Source organism: Pseudomonas sp. Marseille-Q5299 (assembly GCF_943737035.1).
Classification (GTDB): domain Bacteria; phylum Pseudomonadota; class Gammaproteobacteria; order Pseudomonadales; family Pseudomonadaceae; genus Aquipseudomonas; species Aquipseudomonas putida_E.
The window spans coordinates 328641-354759 of the sequence record NZ_CALSFR010000001.1 but is presented as its reverse complement, the minus strand read 5'-3'; the positions used below and the strand labels follow the sequence as shown (position 1 = coordinate 354759).

The 26119-nt window shown below is 62.9% G+C and carries 29 protein-coding genes; 22 read left to right on the top strand and 7 right to left on the bottom strand.

Going from position 1 to position 26119, the window contains the following annotated elements; translation table 11 throughout:
• The first annotated feature begins 1 nt into the window (after window position 1).
• The 5 genes from motD to NGJ21_RS01455 all read left to right on the top strand — a co-directional run bounded on the left by motD (window position 2) and on the right by NGJ21_RS01455 (window position 3533).
• The gene (gene motD / locus NGJ21_RS01475; RefSeq protein WP_046785341.1) at window positions 2-859 is read left to right on the top strand and encodes a flagellar motor protein MotD; all 858 of its coding nucleotides are present in this window, start codon (window positions 2-4) and stop codon (window positions 857-859) included.
• Window positions 860-950: 91 nt separating this feature from the next.
• Complete coding sequence (locus tag NGJ21_RS01470) at window positions 951-1742, top strand: ParA family protein (RefSeq protein ID WP_046785340.1); 792 nt, start codon at window positions 951-953, stop codon at window positions 1740-1742.
• Complete coding sequence (locus tag NGJ21_RS01465; RefSeq protein ID WP_115274189.1) at window positions 1739-2614, top strand: CheW domain-containing protein; 876 nt, start codon at window positions 1739-1741, stop codon at window positions 2612-2614. The genes NGJ21_RS01470 and NGJ21_RS01465 overlap by 4 nt, the downstream gene beginning before the upstream one ends.
• A 42-nt stretch (window positions 2615-2656) precedes the next feature.
• Window positions 2657-3136, top strand: a complete 480-nt coding sequence (locus tag NGJ21_RS01460) for a chemotaxis protein CheW (RefSeq protein ID WP_003254393.1) — start codon at window positions 2657-2659, stop codon at window positions 3134-3136.
• Window position 3137: 1 nt separating this feature from the next.
• Window positions 3138-3533 carry a DUF2802 domain-containing protein gene (locus NGJ21_RS01455; protein ID WP_119687533.1) on the top strand — a complete coding sequence of 132 codons (396 nt, stop codon included), beginning with the start codon at window positions 3138-3140 and terminating at the stop codon, window positions 3531-3533.
• A gap of 107 nt (window positions 3534-3640) precedes the next feature.
• Here the strand turns inward: NGJ21_RS01455 and NGJ21_RS01450 are convergent, their stop codons facing one another.
• From NGJ21_RS01450 to fliK, 3 genes are all read right to left on the bottom strand, one after another.
• On the bottom strand, window positions 3641-6436 hold the full coding sequence (locus NGJ21_RS01450; protein ID WP_251961718.1) for a dermonecrotic toxin domain-containing protein: 2796 nt from the start codon (window positions 6434-6436) through the stop codon (window positions 3641-3643).
• Between the two features lie 122 nt (window positions 6437-6558).
• On the bottom strand, window positions 6559-6891 hold the full coding sequence (locus NGJ21_RS01445) for an EscU/YscU/HrcU family type III secretion system export apparatus switch protein (protein ID WP_046785336.1): 333 nt from the start codon (window positions 6889-6891) through the stop codon (window positions 6559-6561).
• Window positions 6888-8444, bottom strand: coding sequence for a flagellar hook-length control protein FliK (gene fliK / locus NGJ21_RS01440; protein ID WP_251961717.1), 1557 nt, complete (start codon window positions 8442-8444; stop codon window positions 6888-6890). The genes NGJ21_RS01445 and fliK overlap by 4 nt, the downstream gene beginning before the upstream one ends.
• A gap of 133 nt (window positions 8445-8577) precedes the next feature.
• On the opposite strand from fliK, the gene ccmA reads away from it, so the two are divergent.
• The 15 genes from ccmA to NGJ21_RS01365 all read left to right on the top strand — a co-directional run bounded on the left by ccmA (window position 8578) and on the right by NGJ21_RS01365 (window position 19684).
• Window positions 8578-9210: a cytochrome c biogenesis heme-transporting ATPase CcmA gene (gene ccmA / locus NGJ21_RS01435; RefSeq protein WP_046785334.1), complete on the top strand. Its 633-nt coding sequence runs from the start codon at window positions 8578-8580 to the stop codon at window positions 9208-9210.
• Window positions 9198-9875: a heme exporter protein CcmB gene (gene ccmB / locus NGJ21_RS01430; protein WP_371316859.1), complete on the top strand. Its 678-nt coding sequence runs from the start codon at window positions 9198-9200 to the stop codon at window positions 9873-9875. Before ccmA ends, ccmB begins: the two co-directional genes overlap by 13 nt.
• 46 nt (window positions 9876-9921) lie before the next feature.
• Complete coding sequence (locus tag NGJ21_RS01425) at window positions 9922-10686, top strand: heme ABC transporter permease (RefSeq protein ID WP_251961716.1); 765 nt, start codon at window positions 9922-9924, stop codon at window positions 10684-10686.
• On the top strand, window positions 10686-10862 hold the full coding sequence (ccmD, locus tag NGJ21_RS01420) for a heme exporter protein CcmD (protein WP_039601249.1): 177 nt from the start codon (window positions 10686-10688) through the stop codon (window positions 10860-10862). Before NGJ21_RS01425 ends, ccmD begins: the two co-directional genes overlap by 1 nt.
• Window positions 10859-11314 (top strand): cytochrome c maturation protein CcmE, encoded by a 456-nt coding sequence (gene ccmE, locus NGJ21_RS01415; RefSeq protein WP_251961715.1) that lies wholly within the window; start codon window positions 10859-10861, stop codon window positions 11312-11314. The genes ccmD and ccmE overlap by 4 nt, the downstream gene beginning before the upstream one ends.
• Before the next feature lie 11 nt (window positions 11315-11325).
• Complete coding sequence (locus NGJ21_RS01410; protein ID WP_174142120.1) at window positions 11326-13299, top strand: heme lyase CcmF/NrfE family subunit; 1974 nt, start codon at window positions 11326-11328, stop codon at window positions 13297-13299.
• Window positions 13296-13832 (top strand): DsbE family thiol:disulfide interchange protein, encoded by a 537-nt coding sequence (locus NGJ21_RS01405; protein ID WP_012315479.1) that lies wholly within the window; start codon window positions 13296-13298, stop codon window positions 13830-13832. The genes NGJ21_RS01410 and NGJ21_RS01405 overlap by 4 nt, the downstream gene beginning before the upstream one ends.
• Entirely contained in the window at window positions 13829-14305 is a 477-nt protein-coding gene (locus NGJ21_RS01400) for a cytochrome c-type biogenesis protein (RefSeq protein WP_251961714.1), read from the top strand. The genes NGJ21_RS01405 and NGJ21_RS01400 overlap by 4 nt, the downstream gene beginning before the upstream one ends.
• On the top strand, window positions 14298-15488 hold the full coding sequence (gene ccmI / locus NGJ21_RS01395; protein WP_046785329.1) for a c-type cytochrome biogenesis protein CcmI: 1191 nt from the start codon (window positions 14298-14300) through the stop codon (window positions 15486-15488). Before NGJ21_RS01400 ends, ccmI begins: the two co-directional genes overlap by 8 nt.
• A gap of 12 nt (window positions 15489-15500) precedes the next feature.
• Entirely contained in the window at window positions 15501-15920 is a 420-nt protein-coding gene (locus NGJ21_RS01390) for a lipoprotein (protein WP_039601243.1), read from the top strand.
• A gap of 115 nt (window positions 15921-16035) precedes the next feature.
• A complete protein-coding gene (locus NGJ21_RS01385; protein WP_251961713.1) occupies window positions 16036-16974 on the top strand; it encodes a 2-hydroxyacid dehydrogenase in 939 nt (312 codons plus the stop codon).
• A 51-nt stretch (window positions 16975-17025) separates the two neighbouring features.
• A complete protein-coding gene (locus NGJ21_RS01380; protein WP_046785327.1) occupies window positions 17026-17814 on the top strand; it encodes a PhzF family phenazine biosynthesis protein in 789 nt (262 codons plus the stop codon).
• A gap of 177 nt (window positions 17815-17991) precedes the next feature.
• Window positions 17992-18399 carry a GFA family protein gene (locus NGJ21_RS01375; protein ID WP_046785326.1) on the top strand — a complete coding sequence of 136 codons (408 nt, stop codon included), beginning with the start codon at window positions 17992-17994 and terminating at the stop codon, window positions 18397-18399.
• A gap of 72 nt (window positions 18400-18471) precedes the next feature.
• The gene (locus NGJ21_RS01370; RefSeq protein WP_046785325.1) at window positions 18472-18810 is read left to right on the top strand and encodes an FKBP-type peptidyl-prolyl cis-trans isomerase; all 339 of its coding nucleotides are present in this window, start codon (window positions 18472-18474) and stop codon (window positions 18808-18810) included.
• Between the two features lie 211 nt (window positions 18811-19021).
• Window positions 19022-19684: a hypothetical protein gene (locus NGJ21_RS01365; protein WP_046785324.1), complete on the top strand. Its 663-nt coding sequence runs from the start codon at window positions 19022-19024 to the stop codon at window positions 19682-19684.
• Between the two features lie 122 nt (window positions 19685-19806).
• Here the strand turns inward: NGJ21_RS01365 and NGJ21_RS01360 are convergent, their stop codons facing one another.
• The 3 genes from NGJ21_RS01360 to NGJ21_RS01350 all read right to left on the bottom strand — a co-directional run bounded on the left by NGJ21_RS01360 (window position 19807) and on the right by NGJ21_RS01350 (window position 22972).
• On the bottom strand, window positions 19807-20535 hold the full coding sequence (locus NGJ21_RS01360) for an aspartate/glutamate racemase family protein (RefSeq protein WP_119687529.1): 729 nt from the start codon (window positions 20533-20535) through the stop codon (window positions 19807-19809).
• 16 nt (window positions 20536-20551) lie between these two features.
• Window positions 20552-22084: an NCS1 family nucleobase:cation symporter-1 gene (locus NGJ21_RS01355; protein ID WP_046785322.1), complete on the bottom strand. Its 1533-nt coding sequence runs from the start codon at window positions 22082-22084 to the stop codon at window positions 20552-20554.
• Between the two features lie 450 nt (window positions 22085-22534).
• On the bottom strand, window positions 22535-22972 hold the full coding sequence (locus NGJ21_RS01350; protein WP_039603292.1) for an Lrp/AsnC family transcriptional regulator: 438 nt from the start codon (window positions 22970-22972) through the stop codon (window positions 22535-22537).
• Window positions 22973-23105: 133 nt separating this feature from the next.
• Between NGJ21_RS01350 and NGJ21_RS01345 the strand changes: the two genes are divergently transcribed.
• Window positions 23106-24002 carry a DMT family transporter gene (locus NGJ21_RS01345; RefSeq protein WP_161872762.1) on the top strand — a complete coding sequence of 299 codons (897 nt, stop codon included), beginning with the start codon at window positions 23106-23108 and terminating at the stop codon, window positions 24000-24002.
• Window positions 24003-24100: 98 nt separating this feature from the next.
• Complete coding sequence (locus tag NGJ21_RS01340) at window positions 24101-25036, top strand: class I SAM-dependent methyltransferase (RefSeq protein ID WP_251961712.1); 936 nt, start codon at window positions 24101-24103, stop codon at window positions 25034-25036.
• Window positions 25037-25093: 57 nt separating this feature from the next.
• On the opposite strand, the gene NGJ21_RS01335 is transcribed toward NGJ21_RS01340, so the two are convergent.
• Window positions 25094-26092, bottom strand: a complete 999-nt coding sequence (locus NGJ21_RS01335) for a sulfate ABC transporter substrate-binding protein (protein ID WP_251961711.1) — start codon at window positions 26090-26092, stop codon at window positions 25094-25096.
• Between the last annotated feature and the right edge of the window lie 27 nt (window positions 26093-26119).

The window sequence follows — 26119 nt, the reverse complement described above, 5'->3', positions numbered from 1 at the left end:
CATGCGTCGCCGTCGCCATACCGAAGAACACGAAAATCACGAGCGCTGGCTGGTGTCGTACGCCGACTTCATTACCTTGCTGTTCGCTTTTTTCGTGGTCATGTACTCGATTTCCTCGATCAACGAGGGCAAGTACAAGGTCATTTCGCAAGCACTGCTCGGGGTGTTCAACGACCCTGAGCGGAGCATGAAGCCAATCCCTATCGGCGATGAGCAACCGCTCAGCATCAAGCCGGCCGAGCCGTTGATCAAGGACAGCGAGCAGACCGACGCAGGCCTTGCGCAGAGCAGCGTCGACCCACTCAAAGCCATCAGTGACGACGTACGCGATGCCTTCGGTGACCTGATCAAGTCCGACCAGATGACCATCCGCGGAAACGAGCTGTGGGTGGAGATCGAGCTGAATTCCTCGCTGCTGTTCGGCAGTGGCGATGCCATGCCCAGCGACAAGGCTTTCGACATCATCGAGAAGGTGGCGAATATTCTCAAACCGTTCGCCAACCCGGTGCATGTCGAAGGCTTTACCGACAATCTGCCGATCCGTACCGCGCAATACCCGACCAACTGGGAGCTGTCTTCGGCGCGGGCGGCGAGCATCGTCCGCCTGCTGGCGATGGAAGGCGTCAACCCGGCGCGCATGGCCTCGGTGGGGTATGGCGAATATCAGCCTGTGGCCGGCAATGACACTGCTGAGGGCCGGGCGCGAAACCGCCGTGTGGTGCTGGTGATCTCCCGCAACCTTGAAGTACGCCGCAGCCTGACCGGCTCCGGCAGTGCCAACGCCACACCGGACGCTGCCTTGCGCCGCGCTGGCACACAAAGTGCACCGGCAACCCCAGCAGCGATGGCGGGGCAGTGACTCGTCAATTCTCTGTCACCGCAAACCCATTGCGGTCCGGAAAACCGGATCGCACAGGGGTCAGCGGCCTCCATGAATCAAGAGTTGTCCTATGAGAGTCTGGGCAGTAGCCAATCAGAAAGGCGGGGTCGGCAAGACCACCACCACTATCGCCCTGGCCGGTTTGCTGGCCGAGGCGGGCAAGCGCGTGGTCGTCGTCGACCTCGACCCGCATGGTTCGATGACCAGCTATTTCGGGCACAACCCCGATGCTCTGGAGCACAGCTGTTACGACCTGTTCCTGCACAAGGGCCAGGTGCCGGATGGCTTGCCCGGGCAACTGCTGCTGCCCACCAGCGACCAGCGTATCTCGCTGCTGCCCTCGAGTACCGCATTGGCGGTGCTGGAGCGTCAGTCGCCGGGGCAGAGTGGCCTGGGCCTGGTGATCGCCAAGAGTCTGGCGCAGCTGTGGCAGGACTTCGACTTCGCCCTGATCGACAGCCCGCCGCTGCTCGGGGTGTTGATGGTCAATGCACTGGCCGCCAGCCAGCAACTGGTGATTCCGGTGCAGACCGAGTTCCTCGCGGTCAAGGGCCTGGAGCGCATGATCGGCACGCTGGCCATGATCAACCGTTCGCGCAAGCAGGCCTTGCCGTACCAGATCGTGCCGACCCTGTTCGACCGCCGTACCCAGGCCTCGCTGGGTACGCTGAAAGTGCTACGTGATGCCTATGAGCATCAGGTATGGCAGGGCTACATTCCGGTCGATACGCGCTTGCGCGATGCCAGCCGCAACGGCGTCACGCCGTCACAGTTCGATGGCAAGAGCCGCGGCGTGATCGCTTACCGGGCATTGCTCAAGCACCTGCTCACCTACAAGACTGCAGTACAGGTGGCTTCATGACGGTGAAGACCGGTACCCGGCCGCAACTGGCCCTGCAATCCTATCTGGATGGTCTGCTGCAGGAAGCCACCGAGGCTGAGGGCATTCTTGACCTGCCGGCTGCGAGCGACGAATTTGCCGCTGCCGTGCGCGAAGAACAGGCCCGAGATGCGCAGCCGCAGGTCCAGAGCCCTGCAGTCAGCATCCCGGCAAGGCCTTTTGCCGAACCGCAGGCCGGGGTGCTTGCGACCGTCTTGCCGGTCGAAGCGCCGGTCGTGGCGGTGGTCGAGACCAAGGTGGTGGCCGAAGCCGCCATTCCTGTACTGACCCAGGTTCAATCGCCCGAGCCCGTCGCGCCGCTGGTTGAAGTCAACCTGCCCGCGCCGAGTGCGCCCGTGCCACCGGCAACGGTCGATGGTCGCCCGGCCTGGGCGGCCGAGCCCTTCGAGTGCCTGCTGTTCGACGTCGCCGGGCTGACGCTGGCGGTGCCGCTGGTGTGCCTGGGCTCTATCTACAGCCTGGAGGGCCAGGAGCTGACGCCGCTGTTCGGCCAGCCGGACTGGTTCCTTGGCATCCTCACCTGTCAGGCGGGCAACCTGAAGGTGCTGGACACGGCGCGCTGGGTCATGCCGGATCGCTACCGGGACGATTTCCGCCAGGGCCTGCACTACGTCATTTCCGTTCAGGGCTACGAATGGGGGCTGGCGGTGCATCAGGTCAGCCGTTCGCTGCGCCTGGACCCGTCCGAGATCAAATGGCGCAGCCAACGTGGCCAGCGACCGTGGCTGGCCGGCACGGTGATCGAACACATGTGTGCGCTGCTGGACGTCGCCGAACTGGCCGAGCTGATCGCCAGTGGCGCGGTCAAGCAGTTGCATGCCAAACACAAATAACTGCGAACACACCGCCATCGGCGGAATTTGAGGGCTAGGGGAATGAAAAAGTCGTCTGCACAAGGTTCGGAAGATCCGATTCTGCAATGGGTAACCTTCCGTCTGGACAACGAGTCCTACGGCATCAATGTCATGCAGGTGCAGGAAGTCCTGCGCTACACCGAGATCGCCCCGGTACCGGGTGCGCCGAGCTACGTGCTGGGTATCATCAACCTGCGTGGCAATGTGGTGACAGTGATCGATACCCGTCAGCGCTTCGGCCTGATGCCTACCGAGGTGACCGACAACACCCGTATCGTCATCATCGAGGCTGACAAGCAAGTGGTCGGCATCCTCGTCGATAGCGTCGCCGAGGTGGTCTACCTGCGTCAGTCGGAGATCGAGACTGCGCCGAACGTGGGTAACGAAGAGTCGGCCAAGTTCATCCAGGGTGTATGCAACAAGAATGGAGAACTGTTGATCCTGGTCGAGCTGGACAAGATGATGACCGAGGAAGAGTGGTCCGAGCTGGAGAACATCTGAGTTGATTTTCGAGGTTGCTGTCATCTTCCTGGCGCTGTTGTGGGCGCTGAGCCTGTGGTTCTTCCTCAACTACAGCAAGCGCCAGCGCGAACTCGCTGCCCAGCAGGCCCTGGGCGATGCGGTGCGTGACCAGCGCATCAAGGACCTGGCCAAGCGCCTGGATGACTACCAGAACGGTACCGTGCGCATGGGTGAAGCCATCCATGAGTTGCGCGCGGTGGTGGCCACCTTGCCAGACCGGTTGGAGCGTCTGGAGCAACGCGACCCGAGCAATGTCACCTTCAGCCAGGCGGCCAAACTGGTAGGGATGGGGGCGAGTGTGTCGGAGTTGACCGAAAGCTGCGGATTGACGCAAGCCGAGGCCGAGCTGATGAGCAAGTTGCATCGCAGCGAGTAGTTGAAGCAGCGAGTAGTTGAAAAGGCGACCCAGGTCGCCTTTTCCTTTTCTGTACCGGCTCGTTCAAGCCAGTCTGCGGCTCACACAAACCCCAATGAATATGCCGCTCAGGGCCTGACCCAGGAATTGAATCCGCCGATCCTGGCAATCCGGTCAAGCGGGAGCATCTGCCTTTGCACCGCCCGCAAGTCAGTAAGGTTCACGAACTGCCATGAGTGGGTTCGGGGGAAGGCGTACAGGTTGATGATCTGGCGCATGACGCCGAGCTCTGGCAGGTGGCGATCGACCATGTCGGTGAGCAGCCTCGGCCCGGTGAGGCGGCAAAGGGTCTGGGCATATTGATAGAAGCCGTGCGGGTCAGTTTGCAGGGTAGGCTTGCTGTCGTAGAAGCCTGGTTCCTCCAGGTAGCGCGCATGCATCTCTTCGAGGATTGCCCTTAGTGTCGGATTACCCGCATGGCTGCCTATCAGGCTGCTGTTATAGAGGGTGTTCATGCCCATTTTTTCATTGGACACAGGGGGGTAGAGCAGCAGGCCGCTTTCGGTGGTGGCGAGTGTCACGTCATCAAGCCGCTCACCCGGCTGCCCCCTGGGTACACCGTCGATGACCGAAGGGTACTCACCCGGTGCCAGCAATGCATCGTCGATGTCCATGTACAAGCCTCCCTCGTGCTCTAGCAGGGCAAAGCGCAAGATGTCTGCGGCGGAGGCAAAGTTGCTGGCCACGCCGCCGTTCCCGTCGATCGCCGCCTGATACTGGGTGTAGTTGTCGCTGCCCCGCAAGCTTGCATAGAACGGCTGGTCTTCAAGTGCCAGTACCTCGACCCCCGGGGCATGCGCTGTCAGGCGAGCCAGGTTTTCCTGGAAGGCAGCAGGCTCGGCCCTGGAAAGATAGAGACGCAGCGCGTACTGCGTATCCTGCACTTTCAGGGCGTTGCTGGCGACGTTGTCGATCAACAAGTCCGGAATGACCTTGTCGCCCACCCACACGTTGAGGATCTGCTTGGGGATCGGGCGCAGGTCTGCGGCGTGTGGCGCGGGCAAATCGATGGGGAGCTCCAAGTCCACGCCCAATGCACGCAGGGTTGCCATGCGCATGGCATTGGTGACCGGACGCGTTCGCACATCTACTTCAACCAGGTTGAGCGAGCCCGGCGTTGCGATGTAATAGGTCGGCTCGACCTCATTCAGATCGCTTTCCAGGCGAAAGGCATCAGCCTCCATGTCATAAATCACTTCTGCGTGGTAACCACCGATCATTGCTGCGAGCACGTCAGGCGTGCCGTCGTAGCGAGGCGTCCTGACAATCGCCCCGGCAACGTCAGTGTTTGCCTCAGCAAGCGGAGCAATAGGGTCCGGTATATGGAAATAATCAGCCACTTCGGCCAGCGGCAGGTGGGGTGGCGTGGTGGGGCTCAGGGGGTAGCCAAGTTTCCCGTTTACTCTGCTGGGTAGCACGAAACCATCGTTTTTGATGCGCAGCAGCGTGGGGGCTTCGGACAAGCCGGCAGTGATCAGCGGCGCGGCATTGAGCAACCCGAAGACCGACGTACTGACGCCTTCGGCTTTCTGTTGTGCGCTCTTGCCTTCAATGGCCTGGTCCAGGCCCAGGCCAAACTGGGCGACGCCGCCCAGGGCGAACAGCGGGGCCAGCTCGGGTACCACCAAAGCCAGAGGGGCCAGCAGGTTGATCGCTGAGTTCAGGTAGCCGCGCCACCTGGCCTTGGTCACCTCACGGTCGCTGGTGATGATGAAACTCGCATCCTGGTAGCTGCGCTGCTTCTGGCGTTTGGCCAAGGTAAGGAACAGGTCGCCCTGGATCAGCGGGCTGTAGTCCTTGGCCTTGTAGTTGATGTAGTCCTTTGGTGGCCAGATGCCTTCTGCCGTGAAACCGGGGCGGTTGCTGTCCAGATGATAGGGTTCTGGATAGCTGCCAAGGCCGCACAGGGCAGTGTGAAGGCCGCTGTAGCTCAAGCCGTCTTCGCGGTCAGCGAGCGTGAAGTGGGCTTGAAGTGCATCGCGTTTGTCGGGTGCGCGGCATTGTTCGGCGAACCAGTCCAGCAGGGCCTGTTTGCCTCTGAACTCATGCAGCGGCGAAGCGTTGCCAGGAATGTAGAGCAGAACCAGGTCGCTGACGGCGTCGTTTATACACAGCAGGTCGGTGGCCGCATAACCGTACACATTCAGCAGCCTGGCCCGCACCCTCGGTTTGCTGCTGGCCGTGCCGTCGCTGCGCAGTACCGGGGCCGCAGCTTCCAGGCCGCATGCCTGCCAGGCCAGTTGCCTGCCAGCGTCAGTGAGGCTGCCTTCGGCCACTTGCTTGTTGCAGGCGGCGATGAAGTTGATTTTTGCACCGATGCGGTAGTGGTCCAGGTGAGCATCCCAGTAGCTGTCGAGCATCGACTTGTAATGCCCGTGCAAGTCCAGTTCCCAGATAAAGGACTCAAAGGCCTCGGCGTCCAGTGGTACATGGGTGCTGGCGTTGTATTGCTGCTTGTCGCTATGCCTGAACAGGCCGTTGTAGACGCCATACGGTGAGTGGTTGCCCAGCAGGCTTTGGTCGCGCAGGCTGTCGACGATGGTCAGCGGGCCATCGGGTAGATGTCCGGCCCAAGGCGCACCGATTGCCGCGCCCAGCCAGTTGTTGGCCGATTCACCTTGCCAGTTCGACAGCACCGCTTGGGTCAGTGTCATTTTCTGCGCAATGACGGCAACCCAGCCGAGCTTGGGGTTGAACTGGCAGTGCAGCGTGACGGCATCGACCCTGTCAGGGTCAAGGTCTATGGCGCGTTCTTTGGCCCACTGGCGTATGGCGTCGGCTGCTGCCCGGTCCGGGCGCGGAAAACCGGCGAGGCTGTCGCGCACATATTGCACACCCTTGGCATTTACGTATTGGTTCTTCATGGTATTCACTTTCGCAGCGGGGAAGGGCTGGCAAAAGTGACTTGTGCAGAGAGGGGGGTGGGGCTAATTAATTGTGGGGTTGTTCACCGGCCTTTACCGATGCGCCCGCGCGCCTGACCGTATCAACCCGAGGGCAGACGCAATGTTTGCGGGGTGATATCACGGCTTGGGGCTGGCTCGTCGTCGAAGCCAACAGGGACTTTGCCGCGCAATTGCCAGGCGAAGGCGATGATCTCGGCGATGGTCAGGTACAGCGCTTCGGGAATCTGCTCGCCCAGCTCCAGGCGAGCCAGCAGGCGCACCAGCTCAGCGTTCTCGTAGATCGGCACTTCATGTTCACGTGCCAGCGCCAGGATGGCCTCGGCCAGTTCATCGTCGCCTTTGGCACTCAGGGTGGGGGCTTGCTGGCCATCGTAGCTCAGGGCGATGGCCTGACGCGGTTGCTTGCTGCTCATGCGGTTTCGTCCACCCAGCGTTGTTCCACACGTGTGCGCGGCCCTTGAGGCGGGATGCCGGGATGACATTCGAGGTCGCCAACGTCCAATCCGCGGGCCAGAAGGCGTTCACGCAGCGCGCCGAGCTGGCTGTCGATCAGCCGGGCGGTTTGTTCACGTTCAGCCCACAACTGGCCGGACAGCCGGCCCTGGCTCAGTTGCGCCTGCACCTGCAGGGGGCCGAGCGGTGCCAGGTCGAAGGCCAGGTCGATGCGCCACAGCGCCTGCAGTGGGTCCTGATGTTCACGCTCCCGGTCAGCTTGTTGCTGTGCGGTTTCCTCGCGCTGCAGCTTGACCTGAAGCGGGATGAAATCCAGGCCATGGCGCACGGGTATCTCGGTTTGCCAGGTGGTCTGCAGGTTGCCGTTTTCCAAGCTGCCGGATTGTTGCAGGCTGCTCAGGGCGTGGCTTTGCAGGCGCGAGATGGCCGCGGCGGCGAGGCGCAGCAGCTGCTGCAGGTCGCCTTCGTGTTCCATGGCCTGCAGCAACCGGGAGGGCAGCGGAAACCCGCCTGGCTGTTGCTTCGGGCTCGCCCGCTCGAGCATGCCCAGGGCGCCGCGTGCCATGGTTGGCAAAGCCTGGGCCAAGGTGGTGGAGGCGACGGCTGGACTTGCCGGTGCGTACGCCGAGGCCTGGGCCACCAGCCTGATCAGATGGGCCTTCAGGTCGGTTGCCACGTGTGTGCTCTGGCCGCCAAGCAGTTTCGCTTCAAGGAATGCCCCGCTGTTGCTCAAGGCCTGGGCAAACGCTTTGCCATCGCCCAGTTGGCGAGCGTCCGGCAGGCTGGCCAGCAGGCGCTCGGCGCTGGTGCGCAGTTCGCCGTTGCCGCTCGGGTCGCTGGCTATTCGCTGCAAAGCGTTGAGCAGGCCGGGCAAGGAGGCCTGGCGGCCCTGTTGGGTGAGCAGCTGCTGGGCGATGTTCAATTGCTCCTGACGGCCGCTGAGCGGCACGAAGCGTAGCAACTGGTCGCCTTGCACCAGCGCGCTGAGCAGGCTGCCGACCGGCAACGGGCGCGGGCTGTCGATGGTCAGGACGGCGCCTGCCTGTGCGCTGTTGAGCAAGCTCACCAGCGCGCGAAAGCTGGTGGCGGCACCAGGGCCAAGGGCAAGTGCCTGGTTGGTCAGGACCTTGCCTTGCAGGAGGGTGCCGACAGGCACCTTGCTGGTATCGAGTTGAGTGAGGAGGGTGACGTTGCTGGCGCTGGCCTGTTGCACCATTACCGCGAGGCGGTTGCTCTCTGGCTGGCTGACGGTGATCTGGCTGCCTTGAGGGATGGGTTGGCTGGTGGTGACCTGCAGCTGGTTCTGCTTGCCGTTGGCCTGGATCAGCTTGAGCACCAGTTGAAACTCGCCACCTGACTGGCGCAGCGTCAGTACCTCGGCATGGGCGGTCTCGCCAGGCTTGAGCAGCCCGGGTTGCGCCTGGGTCAGGTTCAGCAGCTCGCCGGTCAGCGCCGCCTTGATCGCCTGCGGGTTGACGACGTTTTGTGCGCCGAGACTATTGATTTCAGTCATGATTGTATACAACCTGTCGAGCCCGCCCTCTTGGCAGCGGGGCAGCGCATGTAATAATGCCGGCCGTCCGCCACTGCCAGTATAACGGCAGCCAGGGGGGCGACTTGAGCCGTAAACTGGATAAGGCGAAACCGTGACCCTTCACCTCCAAGCCGTGGGCCTGGCCTGCGAGCGCGACTGGCGCCTGCTGTTCGAGCACCTGGATTTCGAGCTGCGGCCAGGCGACATGCTGCAGATCAGCGGCCCCAACGGCAGTGGCAAGACCAGCCTGCTGCGCCTGTTGGCCGGGCTGATGCAGCCGACTGCCGGGCAGATCCTGCTGGGCGGCAAGCCGTTGGCCGAACAACGCCATGCGCTGGCCAGCATCCTGCTTTGGATCGGCCATGCTGCCGGTATCAAGGACTTGCTCAGCGCTGAAGAAAACCTGGCCTGGCTGTGTGCCTTGCACCAGCCTGCCACAGCCGAAGCGATCTGGGCTGCTCTGGAAGCGGTCGGCTTGCGCGGTTTCGAAGATGTTCCCTGCCATACCCTGTCTGCCGGGCAGCAGCGCCGTGTAGCGCTTGCCCGGCTGTACTTGCACAGCCCGCCGTTGTGGATCCTCGATGAACCCTTCACCGCGCTGGACAAGCAAGGGGTCGCGCAGTTGGAGGCCCATCTGGCACGCCATTGCGAGCGCGGCGGCACGGTGGTGCTGACCACCCACCACACGCTTGACCAAAAGCCCTCCGGCTATCGCGAACTGAACCTGGGGCAATGGGCGGCATGAGCGTATTTATTCTGTTATTGCGCCGTGAAGCGCGCCTGTTGTTCCGCCGCCCGGCGGAACTGGCCAACCCTTTGGTGTTCTTCGCTATCGTGGTGGCGCTGTTCCCGCTGGCGGTTGGGCCGGAAAGTCAATTGTTGCAAACCTTGTCGCCCGGTTTGGTCTGGGTGGCGGCCCTGCTGGCAGTGCTGCTGTCGCTCGATGGCCTGTTTCGCAGCGATTTCGAAGACGGCTCGCTGGAGCAGTGGGTGCTGTCGCCGCACCCTCTGGCAGTGCTGGTGCTGGCCAAGGTGCTGGCGCACTGGATCTTTTCCGGGCTGGCGCTGGTATTGTTGGCGCCACTGCTGGCACTGATGCTGGGGCTGCCAAGCCATTGCCTGCCGGTGCTGCTGGGCTCGCTGTTGCTGGGCACGCCGGTGCTGAGCCTGCTGGGTGCGGTAGGTGCGGCGCTGACGGTTGGCCTCAAGCGCGGTGGGTTGCTGCTGGCATTGCTGATTCTGCCGTTGTATATCCCTGTATTGATCCTGGGCAGTGGTGCGTTGCAGGCGGCGTTGCAAAATATGCCGGCGACCGGCCATCTGCTCTGGCTGGCCAGCCTTACGGCCCTGGCGGTGACACTGGCACCCTTTGCGATAGCGGCCGGCCTGAAGATCAGCGTCGGTGAATAACGAGTCCCGGGCTCTCAAGCCCGGCTAATACCCTGGATGTACCCTGATGAAAATTAGCTGGACGTGGTTCCACAAGCTTGGCTCCCCAAAATGGTTCTATGCCATCAGCGGCCGCATGCTGCCGTGGCTGACCGTATCGGCCATCCTGCTGCTGGTGACGGGGGTGATCTGGGGCCTGGCCTTTGCCCCCCAGGACTACCAGCAGGGCAACAGCTTCCGCATCATCTATATCCACGTGCCGGCGGCCATGCTTGCACAATCGTGCTACGTGCTGCTGGCGGTGGCTGGCGTGGTGGGGCTGGTGTGGAAGATGAAGCTGGCGGATGTGGCCCTGCAGTGCGCAGCGCCCATCGGCGCCTGGATGACTGCCGTGGCGCTGGTGACCGGGGCCATCTGGGGCAAGCCGACCTGGGGCAGCTGGTGGGTCTGGGATGCGCGGCTCACGTCGATGCTGATTCTGCTGTTCCTGTACTTCGGCATCATCGCCCTGGGCCAGGCAATCAGTAACCGTGACAGCGCGGCCAAGGCCTGTGCCGTGCTGGCCATCGTTGGGGTGATCAATATCCCGATCATCAAGTATTCGGTGGAGTGGTGGAACACCCTGCACCAGGGCGCCACCTTCACCCTGACCGAAAAACCGGCCATGCCCGCCGAGATGTGGCTGCCGCTGCTGTGCACGGTGCTGGGCTTCTACTGCTTCTTCGGCGCCGTGCTGTTGCTGCGCATGCGCCTTGAAGTACTCAAGCGCGAAGCGCGCGCCAGTTGGGTCAGGGAAGAAGTACTGAACAACCTGGGCCGGAGGGCCGTGTGATGAGCTTTTCTTCATTCGGCGATTTCCTCGCCATGGGCCACCATGGCCTGTATGTCTGGTCGGCCTACGCCATCTGCATGGCAGTGCTGGCGGTCAATGTCGCCGCGCCGTTGCTGGCCCGCCGTCGCTATCTGCAAGATGAGGCGCGCCGTCTGCGCCGGGAGAACAACCAGTGAATCCGCAGCGCAAGAAACGCCTGTTCCTGATACTCGGCCTGCTGGTCGGGGTGGCGGTTGCCGTCGGCTTTGCCCTGAGCGCCCTGCAACAGAACATCAACCTGTTCTACACACCGACGCAGATCGCCAATGGCGATGCGCCGCTGGACACCCGCATCCGCGCAGGCGGCATGGTCGAGAAGGGCTCGCTGCAGCGCTCGGGTGACTCCCTTGATGTGCGTTTCGTGGTCACCGACTTCAACAAGTCGGTGCCAATCACCTACCGCGGCATCCTCCCCGACCTGTTCCGCGAAGGGCAGGGCATCGTCGCCCTGGGCAAGCTCAATGCCGAGGGTGTGGTGGTGGCCGATGAAGTGCTGGCCAAGCACGATGAGAAATACATGCCGCCAGAAGTCACCAAGGCCCTGAAGGAAAGCGGCCAGGCCGCCAGTGGCGCGGAGGCCAAACCATGAATGCGGCGTTGGTGATCCCTGAACTGGGCCAATTGGCGATGATCCTGGCGATCTGTTTCGCCGTTGTGCAGGCGACCGTGCCGTTGCTCGGCGCCTGGCGCGGCGACAGCCTGTGGATGAGCCTGGCACGCCCGGCGGCCTGGGGCCAATTTGCCTTCCTGGCCTTTGCTTTCGTTTGCCTGACCCACGCCTTCATGACCGACAACTTCTCGGTTGCGTACGTGGCCAGCAACTCCAACAGCGCCTTGCCCTGGTACTACAAGTTCAGTGCCGTGTGGGGCGCGCACGAAGGCTCGTTGCTGCTGTGGGCGCTGATTCTCGGTGGCTGGACCTTCGCCGTGTCGGTGTTCTCGCGCCAGCTGCCGCAAGTGATGCTGGCGCGGGTGCTGGCGGTGATGGGCATGATCAGTGTGGGCTTTCTGAGCTTTTTGATCATCACCTCCAACCCGTTCCAGCGCTTGCTGCCGCAAGTGCCGACCGATGGCCGCGACCTCAACCCGCTGCTGCAGGACTTTGGCCTGATCGTTCACCCGCCGATGCTGTACATGGGTTATGTGGGCTTTTCGGTGGCCTTCGCCTTCGCCATCGCCGCGCTGCTGGGCGGGCGCCTGGATGCTGCGTGGGCGCGCTGGTCGCGGCCCTGGACCATCATTGCCTGGGCGTTTCTCGGCGTGGGCATCACCTTGGGCTCCTGGTGGGCCTATTACGAACTGGGCTGGGGCGGCTGGTGGTTCTGGGACCCGGTGGAAAACGCTTCTTTCATGCCTTGGCTGGTGGGCACGGCACTGATCCACTCGCTGGCGGTGACGGAAAAACGCGGCGTGTTCAAGAGCTGGACCGTGCTGCTGGCGATTGCCGCGTTCTCGCTGAGCCTGCTGGGGACGTTCCTGGTGCGTTCCGGCGTGCTGACCTCGGTGCATGCCTTCGCCTCCGACCCTTCACGTGGCGTGTTCATCCTGATCTTCCTGCTGTTCGTGGTCGGTGGTTCGCTGACCCTGTTCGCCCTGCGTGCCCCAGTGGTCAAAAGCCAGGTGGGCTTTGCCCTGTGGTCGCGCGAGACGCTGCTGCTGGCCAACAACCTGGTGCTGGTGGTGGCGGCTTCGATGATCCTGCTCGGCACCCTCTACCCGTTGGTGCTCGATGCCCTGACCGGGGCCAAGCTGTCGGTGGGTCCGCCGTACTTCGATGCCTTGTTCCTGCCGCTGATGGCACTGCTGATGGTGGTGCTCGGCATCGGTGTGGTGGTGCGCTGGAAGGACACCCCAGGCAAGTGGCTGGCGAGCATGATGACGCCGGTACTGATCGCGAGCGCAGTGCTGGCGCCAGTGGCCGGGTTCATCGTCGAGGACTTCGACTGGCCGACCCTTACCGCTTTTGCCCTGGCAGCCTGGGTAGTGCTCAGCGGGTTGCGCGACATTTTCGACAAGACCCGCCACAAGGGCCTGGCCAAAGGCGTGCGTGGCCTGACGCGCAGCTACTGGGGCATGCAGCTGGCGCACTTGGGGCTTGCGGTGTGCGCCCTTGGCGTGGTGCTGTCGAGCAACAACAGTGCCGAGCGTGACCTGCGCCTGGCCCCGGGTGAAAGCGTGGAGCTGGGTGGTTATCAGTTCCTGTTCCAGGGCGCCAAGCACTTCGAAGGGCCGAACTTCATTTCCGACAAGGGCACCGTCGTCGTCAGCCGCGATGGCCGTGAAGTGACCACGCTGCACCCCGAGAAGCGGCTCTATACCGTGCAGCAGTCGATGATGACCGAGGCCGGCATCGATGCCGGTTTCACCCGCGACCTGTACGTTGCCTTGGGCGAGCCGCTGGACAACGGCGCCTGGGCCGTGCGCGTGCATATCAAGCCTTACGTCCGCTGGATCTGGCTGGGCGGTCTTCTGACCGGCCTGGGCGGTTTGCTGGCGGCCCTCGACCGGCGCTACCGCGTCAAGGTCAAGACCCGGGTGCGTGATGTCCTGGGCGTGTCTGGAGCAGCTGCATGAAGCGTTGGATCATGGTGGTGCCACTGGCGGTATTCCTGCTGTTGGCCGTTTTCCTCTACAAGGGCCTGTTCCTCAAGCCCGACGAGCTGCCCTCGGCAATGATCGGCAAGCCGTTCCCGGCGTTTTCCCTGGCCTCGACCCAGGGCGATCGCACCCTGACCCAGGCCGACCTGCAAGGCCGCCCGGCGCTGGTCAACGTATGGGCCACCTGGTGCCCGTCGTGCAAGGTCGAGCACCCTTACCTCAACCAGCTTGCCGGGCAGGGCGTGGTGATCTACGGCATCAACTACAAGGACGACAATGCTGCCGCCCTGAAGTGGCTGGCCGAGTTCCACAACCCGTACCAGCTGGATATTCGCGACGAGCAGGGCAGCCTGGGCCTGGACCTGGGCGTCTATGGCGCGCCGGAAACCTTCCTGATCGACGCCAAGGGCATCATCCGCTACAAGCATGTGGGCGTCGTCGATGCCACCGTGTGGCGCGAGCAACTGGCACCGCTGTATCAGGGCCTGGTCGACGAGGCCAAGCCATGAGGCGCTGGCTTGCGGCCGTTGTACTGGGTTTGAGTGTTGCCGGCGTGGCCAGGGCGGCCATCGATACCTACCAGTTCCGCGACGACGCCGAGCGTGAGCGTTATCAGCAACTGACCAAGGAACTGCGCTGCCCCAAGTGCCAGAACCAGGACATCGCCGACTCCAACGCACCGATTGCCGCCGACCTGCGCCGCGAGATCTTCCGCATGCTGGGCGAAGGCAAGAGCAACCAGCAGATCGTCGACTTCATGGTCGACCGCTATGGCGACTTCGTGCGCTACAAGCCTGCCCTCACTGGGCGTACCTGGCTGCTCTGGTTCGGCCCGGGCATTCTGCTGGTCGGTGGCTTTGCGGTGCTGGCGGTGATTGTCCGCCGCCGCCGTGTGCCGGCTACCCAAGGCTCGCACGAGTTGTCTCTCGAAGAACGCGAGCGTCTCGCCAAACTGCTGGATAAAGAACAGAACCATGACTGAATTCTGGCTTGGTGCGGGCCTGCTGCTGCTCGCCGCCCTCGGCTTTCTGCTGATCCCGACCCTGCGTGGCCGTCGCCAGCAGCAGGAAGAAGACCGTACTGCGCTGAACGTGGCGCTGTATCAGGAACGTGTCGCCGAACTGGCTGCCCAACAGGCCGCCGGTGTGCTGGATGACGCGCAACTGGCCAGCGGCCGCGATGAGGCCGCCCGTGAACTGCTGGCCGATACCGAAGGCGCCGAAGCGCCGCGCCAGGGGCACTTGGGCAAGGTGCTGCCACTGCTGGCCGCAGTACTGGTGCCGGTGGTGGCGCTTGGTCTGTATCTGCACTTTGGTGCTGCGGACAAAGTGGAGCTGACTCAGGAGTTCGCTGCTGCGCCCAAGACGATGGAAGAAATGACCACGCGCCTTGAGCGCGCCGTCCAGGCTCAGCCGGATTCGGCCGAAGGCCTGTATTTCCTGGGCCGCGCCTACATGGCCGAGCAGCGCCCGGCAGATGCGGCCAAGGCCTACGAGCGCGCCGTGGCCCTGGCCGGTCGCCAGCCCGAATTGCTCGGCCAATGGGCCCAGGCCCTGTATTTCGCTGCCAACAAGCAGTGGAGCGCACAGGTGCAGGCGCTGACCGACGAGGCGCTCAAGGCTGACCCGAACGAAGTGACCAGCCTTGGCCTGCGCGGCATTGCGGCCTTTGAGGGCGAGCGCTACCAGGAAGCCATCGACTACTGGAACCGCCTGCTGGCGCAGTTGCCTGAGGGCGATGCCTCGCGGGCGGCTTTGCAAGGCGGCATCGACCGTGCGGCAGAGCGCCTGGGTGGCAATACCGGCAAGCCCGAGACCCCGGTGGCGGCACGCCTGAAGGTGCGGGTAGAGCTGGCCCCGGCGCTCAAGGACAAGGTCAAGCCCGACGACACTGTGTTCATCTTCGCCCGCGCCACCAGCGGCCCGCCCATGCCGCTGGCGGCCAAACGGGTGACCGTTGCCCAATTGCCGCTGGAGGTAGAATTGTCTGACGCCGATGCGATGATGCCGCAGATGAAACTGTCCGACTTCGCCGAAGTCCAACTGGTTGCAAGGGTATCGCGCGCCGGCCAGCCCACCCATGGTGAGTGGATCGGCCAGGGCGCACCGCTGCCCAGCAAGACCCAGGCCACCCAGCTCCTGACCATCGACAGCCCCGACCCGTAAGAGAACCCTGCCATGCGAAACGCCGTCCGCCTGACCCTGATCACCCTGGCCCTGGGTTTGTCTGCGTGTACGGTGCGTGAGCCGTACGAACAGCCGGCGCCACCGATCGAAACGGTGCCGCCGCACAAGGGGCCGGTGGTCAAGCCACTGCCTGGCGGCCAACCGGCCACGCAGCCGAGCAAACCGGCAGCGACCCCCAAACCGATGCCGCGGACCTCCGCAAGCTTTGCACCGCCGCCGGGGGGCGCCAGCCATTGGGATCCGAAACTGGGTGTTTATGTATTGGAGAAGAAGCCCAATACGTTCTATCGGCAGCGCACCTACTACCGTTATGACAATGGCTGGAGCTGGTCTTTGAGCCCGGATGGCCCGTGGCAGGAGACCGACAGCAGTGGTGTACCCGGTGGGCTGGGCCGGGCGTTCGCTCAGTAATGGTTTTGCCGTTTTCGGCCAACCGATACAGTACAGTTGACCCGCGATTTACAGATTGACTGTACCGCCCGCCGACTCCGCATAATGCCCCTTCGAATTTGAGCCGGAGGGGTGCATGAGCAAGACAGTCCTGGTGTTGGTGGAAACCGTCGATGATTACCTGCCCCTGCTCGAACAGGCCGGCTACCGGCTGATCCGTGCACCGTCCGCGCCACTGCGTGCCGACGCCATCCAGCGCCAAGGCGCTGAGATCGATGCGGTGCTTACCCGCGGCCCGCTGGGCCTGACCGCTGTGGAAATCCAAGCGTTGCCCAACTTGCAGATCATCTGCGTGATCGGCGCCGGTTACGAACACGTCGACCTGGCCGCCGCCGCTGCCCGTGGCATTACCGTCACCAATGGCGCGGGTGCCAATGCCGCCGCCGTGGCCGACCACACCCTAGCGATGCTGCTGGCCCTGCTGCGCGACATTCCCCGCGCCGATGCCGGTATCCGCCGCGGCGAGTGGCACCGGGTCATCAGCCCCTCGGTTAGTGGCAAGCGCCTCGGCATCCTCGGCCTGGGCGCAGTTGGCCTGGCTATCGCCAAACGTGCCAGCCTCGGCTTCGACATGAACATCAGCTACCACAGCCGCACACCGCGCCAGGGCGTGCCTTACACCTGGTACGACAGCCCGTTGCACCTGGCCGATGCCGTCGACATTCTGGTCGTGGCCACCCCGGGCGGTGCCAATACGCACCATCTGGTCGATGCTCGGGTGCTCGAGGCTTTGGGCCCCGAGGGCTATTTGGTGAACATCGCCCGTGCCAGCGTGGTGGATACCCAGGCCCTGGTCGGCGCGCTGCAGCGCGGGCAACTTGCGGGTGCAGCACTTGATGTGTTCGATGACGAACCGGCCGTGCCCGATGCCCTCAAGGCCCTCGGCAATACGGTGCTCACCCCGCATGTGGCCGGGCAATCCCCTGAAGCGGCGCGCGACACGGTGGCCTTGGTCCTGCGCAATCTACAGGCCTTCTTTGCCGGCGAACCGGTACTCACACCAGTCCATCCGTAACCTTCGTTTTAGTTTCTGCCCGGCGCTGCCCGGGCCACAAGGAGTGTTCGCATGCAACTCGAGATCTTCCAGGTCGATGCCTTTTCCGCCGAACCGTTCGGTGGCAACCCGGCAGCAGTGATCGCGCTTGAAAGCTGGCTGCCTGATGACGTGCTGCAGCGTATCGCCGAAGAGAACAACCTCTCCGAAACCGCCTATTTCGTGCGCAATGGCGAAACCTTCGACCTGCGCTGGTTCACCCCGGCGGTGGAGGTCGAGCTGTGTGGCCATGCCACTTTGGCGTCGGCCTATGTGCTGTTCGAGCAGTTGGGCGAGCAGGCAGAAGTACTGCGCTTCAACACCCGCAGCGGTGAATTGCGGGTTAGCCGCGGGGCCGACGGCTTGCTGGCCATGGACTTCCCGGCCAAGCAGCCGCTGGCCGTCGAGGCGCCCGCCGGTTTGCTGAAGGCGCTGGGGTTGAGCGGGGCGAGTGCGGTGTATCAGTCCGACGACTATGTCGTGATGATCGATGACGCCTCGCTTTTGGACCCGCTGCAGCCTGACTTCGTCGCCTTGTCGGCCTTCGATGTGCGTGGCATCGCCGTGACCGCGCCCGGGCGCGGATACGATTTCGTCACGCGCTGGTTCGGCCCGCGAGTCGGTGTCAACGAAGACCCGGTCACAGGTTCTGCGCACACCTCGCTTGCGCCTTTGTGGGCGCAGCGGTTGGGCAAGCGCACCCTGACCTGCGAGCAGGGCGGCGCGCGCAAGGGCCAGCTGCACTGTGAGGTGCCAGGTAATGGCCGAGTGATCATCAGCGGGCGGGCGGCGTTGTACCTGCGCGGTACTGTCTACATCTAGACGTTTGTGTAGTCCACTGTAGGAGCGGCCTTGTGTCGCGATGGGCTGCAAAGCAGCCCCCTGGTTTAATGATGATTGCGTAACTCGAGAGGCCGCGTTGCGGCCTGATCGCGACACAAGGCCGCTCCTACCGGGCATCTATAATTGCTGGCCCAATCCTCGCTAATGGAGCACCCCATGGTCATGGAGAAACAAGGCGCCTGCCTGTGCGGCGCCACGAAGCTCACGGTCACCCTCGACAACACCCATATCAGTGCCTGCCATTGCAGCATGTGTCGCAAGTGGACCGGTGGGCCGTTGCTGGTCGTTCACTGCAGCCAGCCGCCGGTCATCGAAGGGCGTTCGCCCGGCGTCTACGATTCATCCGACTGGGCCCAGCGCGGCTTTTGCGGGCGCTGCGGCACTCACCTGTATTACCGGCTCAAGGCCAACGATTTCTACGCGGTGCCGGTGGGCCTGCTGGACGGCGATGAGGCTTGGGATTTCGACCTGCAGATATTCGTCGAGCAGAAACCTGCCTGGTACTGCTTCGCCAACCAAACCAAGGAATTGACTGGACAGCAAGCCTTCGAGCAGTTGGGTTGAGCCTGGCGGCTTGCCAAACCCGTGCATTCCTGAGAAAAGGGCGGCCTTGAATTTCAGCGTTGGAGCATGCCCATGAGCAGCGAACTGCAAATCACCGACCTCGTCGAAGGCGACGGCAAGGCCGCCGTCAAAGGCGCCCTGATCACCACCCAGTACACCGGCTGGCTGGCCGATGGCAGCGAGTTCGACTCGTCCTGGTCGCGCGGCAAACCGTTCCAGTGCGTGATCGGCACGGGCCGCGTGATCAAGGGCTGGGACCTAGGCCTGATGGGCATGCGCGTGGGGGGCAAACGCACGCTGCAGGTGCCGGCGCACCTTGGCTATGGCGAACGAAGCGTGGGCGCGATCCCGCCGAATTCGGACCTGACGTTCGAGATCGAATTGCTCGAGGTGTTGACGCGGGATGACTGAGTGTCGGATGCGGCCGGCAGGCTTTACATAATTCGGCAACATGTATGCCTTAACGTAAGTCTTGCCCAGGGAGGAACCAAACGCGTTGAGGGCACTCTGACCCCTACTCGTTGGCCAGGGATGGCATTCACTACAAGGTTGCCTTGCGGCTTGAGCCTCAGGGCAATGTGGCGGGTCGACCCGAAACTGTCTGCCACAAGAGCCTGCCTACATGAAGTTGCCACCGTTTGTTCGCCGTAGTCGCCACCTGCTGCTGAGCCTCGCACTCGTCGCTGCGGCGGTGCCCTTGGCACTGGAAGTGGTCGAAAGCCGCGCTCAACCGGTCGACGGCACCCAGACCCTGGTGTTTCTGCGCCATGCCGAGAAACCCGGCGAAGGGTTGGGGCAGTTGAACTGTCAAGGCCTCAACCGTGCACTGGACTTGGCCACGCTGCTGCCCGAGCGCTTCGGCAACGCCGATTTCGTCTTCGCAGCCAACCCGACTCGAGAGGTCGAGGAAGGCAGCAGTGACCAGAGCTACAGCTACATCCGGCCACTGATGACCATCACCCCGAGTGCGATACGTCTCGGCCTGCCGGTGAATATCGATTACGGTGCAAACGACACCGATGAGCTAGCCGATGAATTGCTCAGTGGCAAGTACCGCAACGCCACCGTCTACACTGCCTGGTCCCATGGTTACCTGCCGGAGCTGATCAATACTGTCGCCGGCAAGGCGCTGGGTGAGGACCGGGTGATCACCGAAGATTGGCAGGGCGATGACTTCGACACCCTGTATGTTCTGACCTTGACCTGGCGCGACGGCAAGGCCAGCCTGCTCAGCCGCAACATACGCCAGGGCCTGGATGGCGGTGCGCATAGCTGTCCGACCTGATCTGCTGTTACTGTCTTGGCAAGCAAGCCGACTCCCACTGGGTTGAGCTGAATTTGAGAGCAGCGGGGCAACCTGTGTGAGCCGGCTTGCCGGCGATAGGGCCGGCGAAGACCCCTGAGGCTTTACCGCCCGAACCGCATCGGCCAGCCCACCACTTTCTTCGCCCGCGGGGTGGCATAGGTCCGCACCTTGGACGTGCTCAGCCCCATCCGCACCAACGATTCGGCAATGGTCACCGCCGCGCTCACGCCATCGACCACCGGCACCCCGGTACGTTGGCGAATCTGCTCGTCCAGCCCGGCCATGCCGCCACAGCCAAGGCAGATCACCTCGGCCTTGTCTTCGCGCACCGCCCGTTCGGCCTGTTCGACGATGGCCTGTACCGCACGCTGCGGGTCTGCCTCCAGTTCCAGCACGGCCAGGCCACTGGCGCGCACCGAGGCGCAGCGGTCGTATAGCCCCGAAAGCTTCAGGCGGTCTTCGATAAGTGGCACGGTACGGTCCAGGGTGGTCACCACCGAGTAGGCGTGGCCCAGGTACATCGCAGTGCTGGCGGCGGCATCTGTGATGTCCACCACCGGCACGTTCAGCAGTTCCTGCAGACCTTCGCGGCCATGTTCGCCGTAGCCGGCCTGGATCACGGCATCGTACGGGCCCTCGTAGGCCAGCACGCGGTCCATCACGGCAATGGCGGCCAGGTAGCTCTCGAAATTGCCCTCCACCGACTCGGCACCGAACCATGGGGTCAGACCGATGATCTGCGTGCCGGGCGACGCCACGCTGCGGGCCTGTTCGGCGATGGCCTCGGTGATGGCTTCGGTGGTGTTGACGTTGGCGATCAGAATACGCATGAACACTGCTCCTTGATCAGTGGCTGCTGTGGTCGACGGCGATGCATTCGCCGCTGACATCAGCGTAATGGCGGTTGCGCGGGGCGATCAGCAGGTACAGCGCAGCGGCGATGCCGGCACCGATCAGCCAGGAAAAAGGCGCGATGGCATGGAAGTTGGGCACCAGCGCCAGGACGATGGCCAGCAGCGCGGCCGGCAGGAACGCGGCGACCGCCCGCAGGTTGATGCCCTTGCTGTAGTGGTAGGCCCCGGCCGGGTGTTCGCTGTACAGCTCCGGCACGTTGATGCAGCCTTTGCGCAGCAGCCAGTAGTCGGCCATGATCACCCCGTACAGTGGGCCCAGCAGGGCGCCCAGGCCGGACAGGAAGTAGACGATCACCAGCGGGCTGTTGTAGAGGTTCCATGGCAGGATCAACACGGCGAGGGTGGCGCTGATCAACCCCGCGCGGCGAAAGTTCAGGTGCCGCGGCGCCAGGTTGCTCAGCACGAAGGCCGGGGCGACGAAGTTGGCCATGATGTTCACCGCAACGGTGACGATCAGGAAGGCCAGGCAACCGAGCACCAGGAAAGCGGTGTTGGGGATGCTGGCAACGATCTGGGTCGGGCTGTCGATGATCTGGCCATTGATCTGGAACTGTGCGCCGCACAGCACCACGGTGATGACCGCGAAGACCAGGATGTTCACCGGCAGGCCCCAGAAGTTGCCTACGCGGATGGTCTTGCGGCACGGCGAGGAACGGGCGAAGTCGCAGAAGTTGAGCACCAGGGTGCCGTAGATCGCCAGCCACAGCGCGCCGCCGGCGAATATGTTGCGCCACATCTCGTAACCGGTCAGCGGCTCGGCCACCGACCAGGCGATGCGCGCATCGGCCTTGAAGTACATGAACACCGCCAGGCTGGCCACGGTCAGCAGGATCACCGGGCCGGCGAATGCCTCGTAGCGGCGCACCATCTCCATGCCGTAGGCGAGGATCACCAGTTGCACCAGCCAGATCGCCACGAAGCACACCCAGCCCAGGCTCGACAGGCCGAGGATGCTGTCCTGGTCATAGCTGGCGAGTTGCGGCCACACGGCCGTGAGTAGCACGCGCAGCACTACAGAGGCCAGGTAGGTCTGGATGCCGAACCAGGCGATGGCAATCACTGCACGGATCAGCGCAGGGATCTGCGCGCCATGGATGCCGAAGGCGATGCGGCTGATCACCGGGAACGGCACGCCGGTCTTCTGCCCCATGTAGCCGGACAGGTTCATGAAGAAGTACACCAGCGCGGCGCCGATCGCCAATGACAAGAGTATCTGCCAGCCGCCCAGGCCCAGGGCGAACAAGCCCATGGCGAATGAGTAGTTGGCAATGTTGTGCACATCGTTGGTCCACAGCGCGAAGATACTGTAGCGCCCCCAGCGGCGGCCCTCTATGCGCGTCGGGGCAAGGTCGCGGTTATGCAGGCGCGGGCTCAGTTCAAGTTGTGGCGCATGGCCGGCCAGGGAGGAAGCGGGGGTGGTGCTGGCGACGGATAGTTCAGGGGCAAGGTCGAGGCTGGTACTCATTCCGGCAGGCTCCTGATGCACGTGGACTGCGATGAGCGGGCATGCGCACGGGCTCGCCATCTCGTCAGTGCAGCGTTGGCATCACTGGGTTCTGGGCGCGGCGGCCGGTTTGGGGCGGCGTCGCGGGTTCTTGTGTATTTATGTTCTGTTTAACTTGTATACAAAACACGAACACACAAAAGCGAGTTCCATGCCACTCAAAAACCGTACTTCGAGTTGTCACTATCTCGAATCTATCTCTCTGAAAGCTAAGTTGATGAATTAAAGAAACTATAAATTGACCAATTGAACAGGTTTAATTTTTTGTTCGGATAATTAGTTGATCATTTGGTCAGATTAAGTTGCGCGAACTGTGTAACGTAATGGGGCATTGCTAGCACTTATGCACACAAAAATGGCACCTAAGGTGACATTTATGTGTACAGAGGTGGGTCAGGTTTTCCAGGCGCCTCAGTCCATCGGCGGCAAGCGCCGCTTTACCGGGCTCTTCTTGATGATCGCCGTGTTGGTGTCAGCTAGCACATTGATACGGTCAAGCAGGGCGTCGAGCTGTTCCATCGACCGCACATGCAGCCGGGCAATGAAGCAATCCTCGCCCGTTACCTTGTCGCACTCGGTGAACTCGGGAATCGCGACAATCTGCCGTTCCACCTCCTGCAACTGCCCCGGCAGCGGGCGAATGCGCACGATGGCCTGCAATTGGTAACCAAAGCTGCGCGCATCGACATCCACGGTGTAACCCCGCAGCACGCCGCGCTCCTCCAGACGGCGCAGGCGCTCGCTGACGCTGGGTGCAGAAAGGCCACTGATCTGCGCCAGTGCTTTCAGTGAGCGGCGGGAATCTTCCATCAGGGCATTGATCAGGAGTTGGTCGATGGCATCGGTCATATACGCCTCATTAGGTTAAGGAGAGATTTCCCCTTGATAGTAAAGGCGCACTGGCCATTTTGCCTTGGTTATCCGCTGGTAGGCTAACCGTGAGCCTCTGCATACTGTGGCCATCATCAATGGGAGGTGTGAGATGGACAGTTCGTTGCGCCGTGGCTCGCTGGAAATGGTCGCTGCCATGCTGATTTCCGGGACCATTGGCTGGTTCGTGCTGGTATCCGGGCAGCCGGTGCTGGACGTGGTGTTCTGGCGTTGCGTGTTCGGTACTGGCACGTTGCTGGTGATCTGCGCGGCGTTCGGGTTCCTCAAGCCCGGCGTGATCAGCCGCACGGCTTTGCTCTTGGCCATTGCCAGCGGCGTGGCCATCGTCGGCAACTGGGTGTTGCTGTTCGCTTCCTATTCGCGGGCGTCGATCGCCATCGGCACAGCGGTGTACAACGTCCAGCCGTTCCTGCTGGTGGGGCTGGCGGCAGTGTTTCTGGGCGAGAAGATCACTATGGCCAAGCTCACCTGGCTGAGCGTGGCGTTCCTTGGCATGCTGGCCATCGTCAGCGCCCATGGCGCAGGGCAGGGCAGCGGTGAAGAGTACTTGGTGGGCATTGCGCTGGCGCTGGGGGCGGCGTTTCTGTATGCCATTGCCGCATTGATCATCAAGCACCTGAGCGGCACGCCACCGCATCTGATTGCCTTGATCCAGGTAGCGACCGGCGTAATGCTGCTGGCGCCGTGGGTCAAGCTGGGCGGGTTGCCTGGCGAGCCTTCGGCGTTGGCCAGCCTGGTGACGTTGGGCATGGTGCACACGGGGCTGATGTACGTGCTGCTGTACAGTGCCATCCAGCGCCTGCCCACGGCGTTGACCGGTGCCCTTTCATTCATCTACCCGATTGCCGCGATCCTGGTCGACTGGGTGGCCTTCGGGCACCGCCTGGCGCCACTGCAGTGGCTCGGTGTGGCGCTGATCTTGCTGGCGGCGGCGGGCATGCAGCAAGGGTGGTGGTTCCGTTCGGCGCCGATCATTGCCAAAGGATAGTGAGGACGCTGAATGACCTATCGCCGAACAAGCCGGCGATAGGGCGCGCAGCGGCCTCGCGGGGTAGAATGCTCCCTTTTATCTGCTTGCGACCCGCCATGACTTCGCCGATCCACACCCTCGAACAGCATCTGCTCACCGCCCTCGACCCCGCCCCGCAGGAAACCCGCCGCCTGTTCCATGGTCGCGGCCGTTGCTGGCCGGGGCTGGAGCAGGTCACCGTCGACTGGCTGCAGGGCGTGCTGTCGGTAGCGTTGTTCCGTGAGCCACCCGAAGGCCAGCTGGCAGAGCTAGAGGCCATGCTGCGCAACTTCGCCGAGCGTCCACAGTGGGCCGGCCAAGCGATCCTCATCCAGCACCGTTACCTGCCGGACAGCCCGGGCCAGTGGTTGTGGGGCGAGCCGTGCCAGCAGCGCGAGGTGGTCGAAGATGGCCTGACCTATCTGCTCGACCTGGGCGTGCGGCAGAACAACGGCCTGTTTCTCGACATGCGCTACGGCCGACGCTGGGTGCGTGAGCAGGCGGCGGGCAAGCGCGTGCTGAACCTGTTCGCCTACACCTGCGGCTTCTCGGTGGCAGCGATTGCCGGGGGCGCCGAGCAGGTGGTGAACCTGGACATGGCCAAGTCGGCGCTGTCCCGTGGCAGAGACAATCATCGCCTCAATGGCCACGATGCATCGCGGGTGGCGTACCTGGGGCATGAACTGTTCAAGTCGTGGGGCAAGGTGCGCAAGTACGGACCCTACGATTTGATCATCATCGACCCGCCAACCTTCCAGCGTGGCAGTTTCGTGCTGACCCAGGATTACGCGAAGATCTTGCGGCGCTTGCCAGAGTTGCTGACCGAGGGTGGGACTGTGCTGGCGTGCGTGAATGATCCGGCGATCGGGCCGGAGTTTCTGATCGAGGGCATGGCTGAGCAGGCCCCGGCGTTGGCTTTCGTCGAGCGTCTGGATAACCCGCCGGAGTTTCCGGATGCCGATCCGGCGGGGGGCTTGAAGGCCTTGGTATTCCGCAGTAAATCACCAGCCTGATGCTGGGGAACCTTCACTTGGGCGCAATGGTGGCGCACAAGTGAAGGTAGAACTCAATTACTGACCGGTATAGATCTGGTCGAACACCCCACCATCGTTGAAGTGGGTCTTCTGCACGGTGCGCCAGTCACCGAAGGTTTTCTCCACCGACAGGAAGTCGACCTTCGGGAAGCGGTCGGTGTACTTGGCCAGTACGGTTGCATCACGCGGACGCAGGTAGTTCTGTGCGGCGATTTCCTGGGCTGCCGGCGACCACAGGTACTTGAGGTATTCCTCGGCCACGGCCTGGGTACCCTTCTTCGCTACCACTTTGTCGACCACACTCACCGGTGGTTCGGCTTCGGCCGACACGCTCGGGTAGACCACTTCGAACTGGTCGCGGCCGAATTCGCGGGCGATCATTTCGGCTTCGTTCTCGAAGGTCACCAGCACATCGCCGATCTGGTTGGTCATGAAGGTCGTGGTCGCGGCGCGGCCACCAGTATCGAGTACCGGTGCCTGTTTGAACAGCTTGCCGACGAAGTCCTTGGCCTTGTTCTCGTCACCGCCCTGCTTGAGCACATAACCCCAGGCCGACAGGTAGGTATAGCGCCCGTTACCTGACGTCTTGGGGTTGGGCACGATGACCTGTACACCATCCTTGAGCAGGTCAGGCCAGTCTTTGAGTGCCTTGGGGTTGCCCTTGCGCACGATGAACACAGTGGCCGAGGTGAACGGGGCGCTGTTGTTGGGCAGGCGTGTAACCCAATTGTCCGGCACCAGCTTGCCGCTATCGGCCAGCGCATTGATGTCGGTGGCCATGTTCATGGTGATGACATCGGCCGGCAGGCCATCGATCACTGCACGTGCCTGTTTGCTCGAACCGCCGAAGGACATCTGCACGTTGACCTTCTCGTCGTGCTCGGCTTCCCAGTGTTTCTGGAACGCTGGGTTGTAATCCTTGTAGAAGTCGCGCATCACGTCGTATGAAACGTTGAGCAGGGTCGGAGCGGCCTGAGCGAGGGTGCCGAACGCCAGGCCGGCGGCCAGCAGCGAAGCAGTGAAGAGTTTTTTCACGATGCGTCCTTGTTCCGGAGTGTTTGG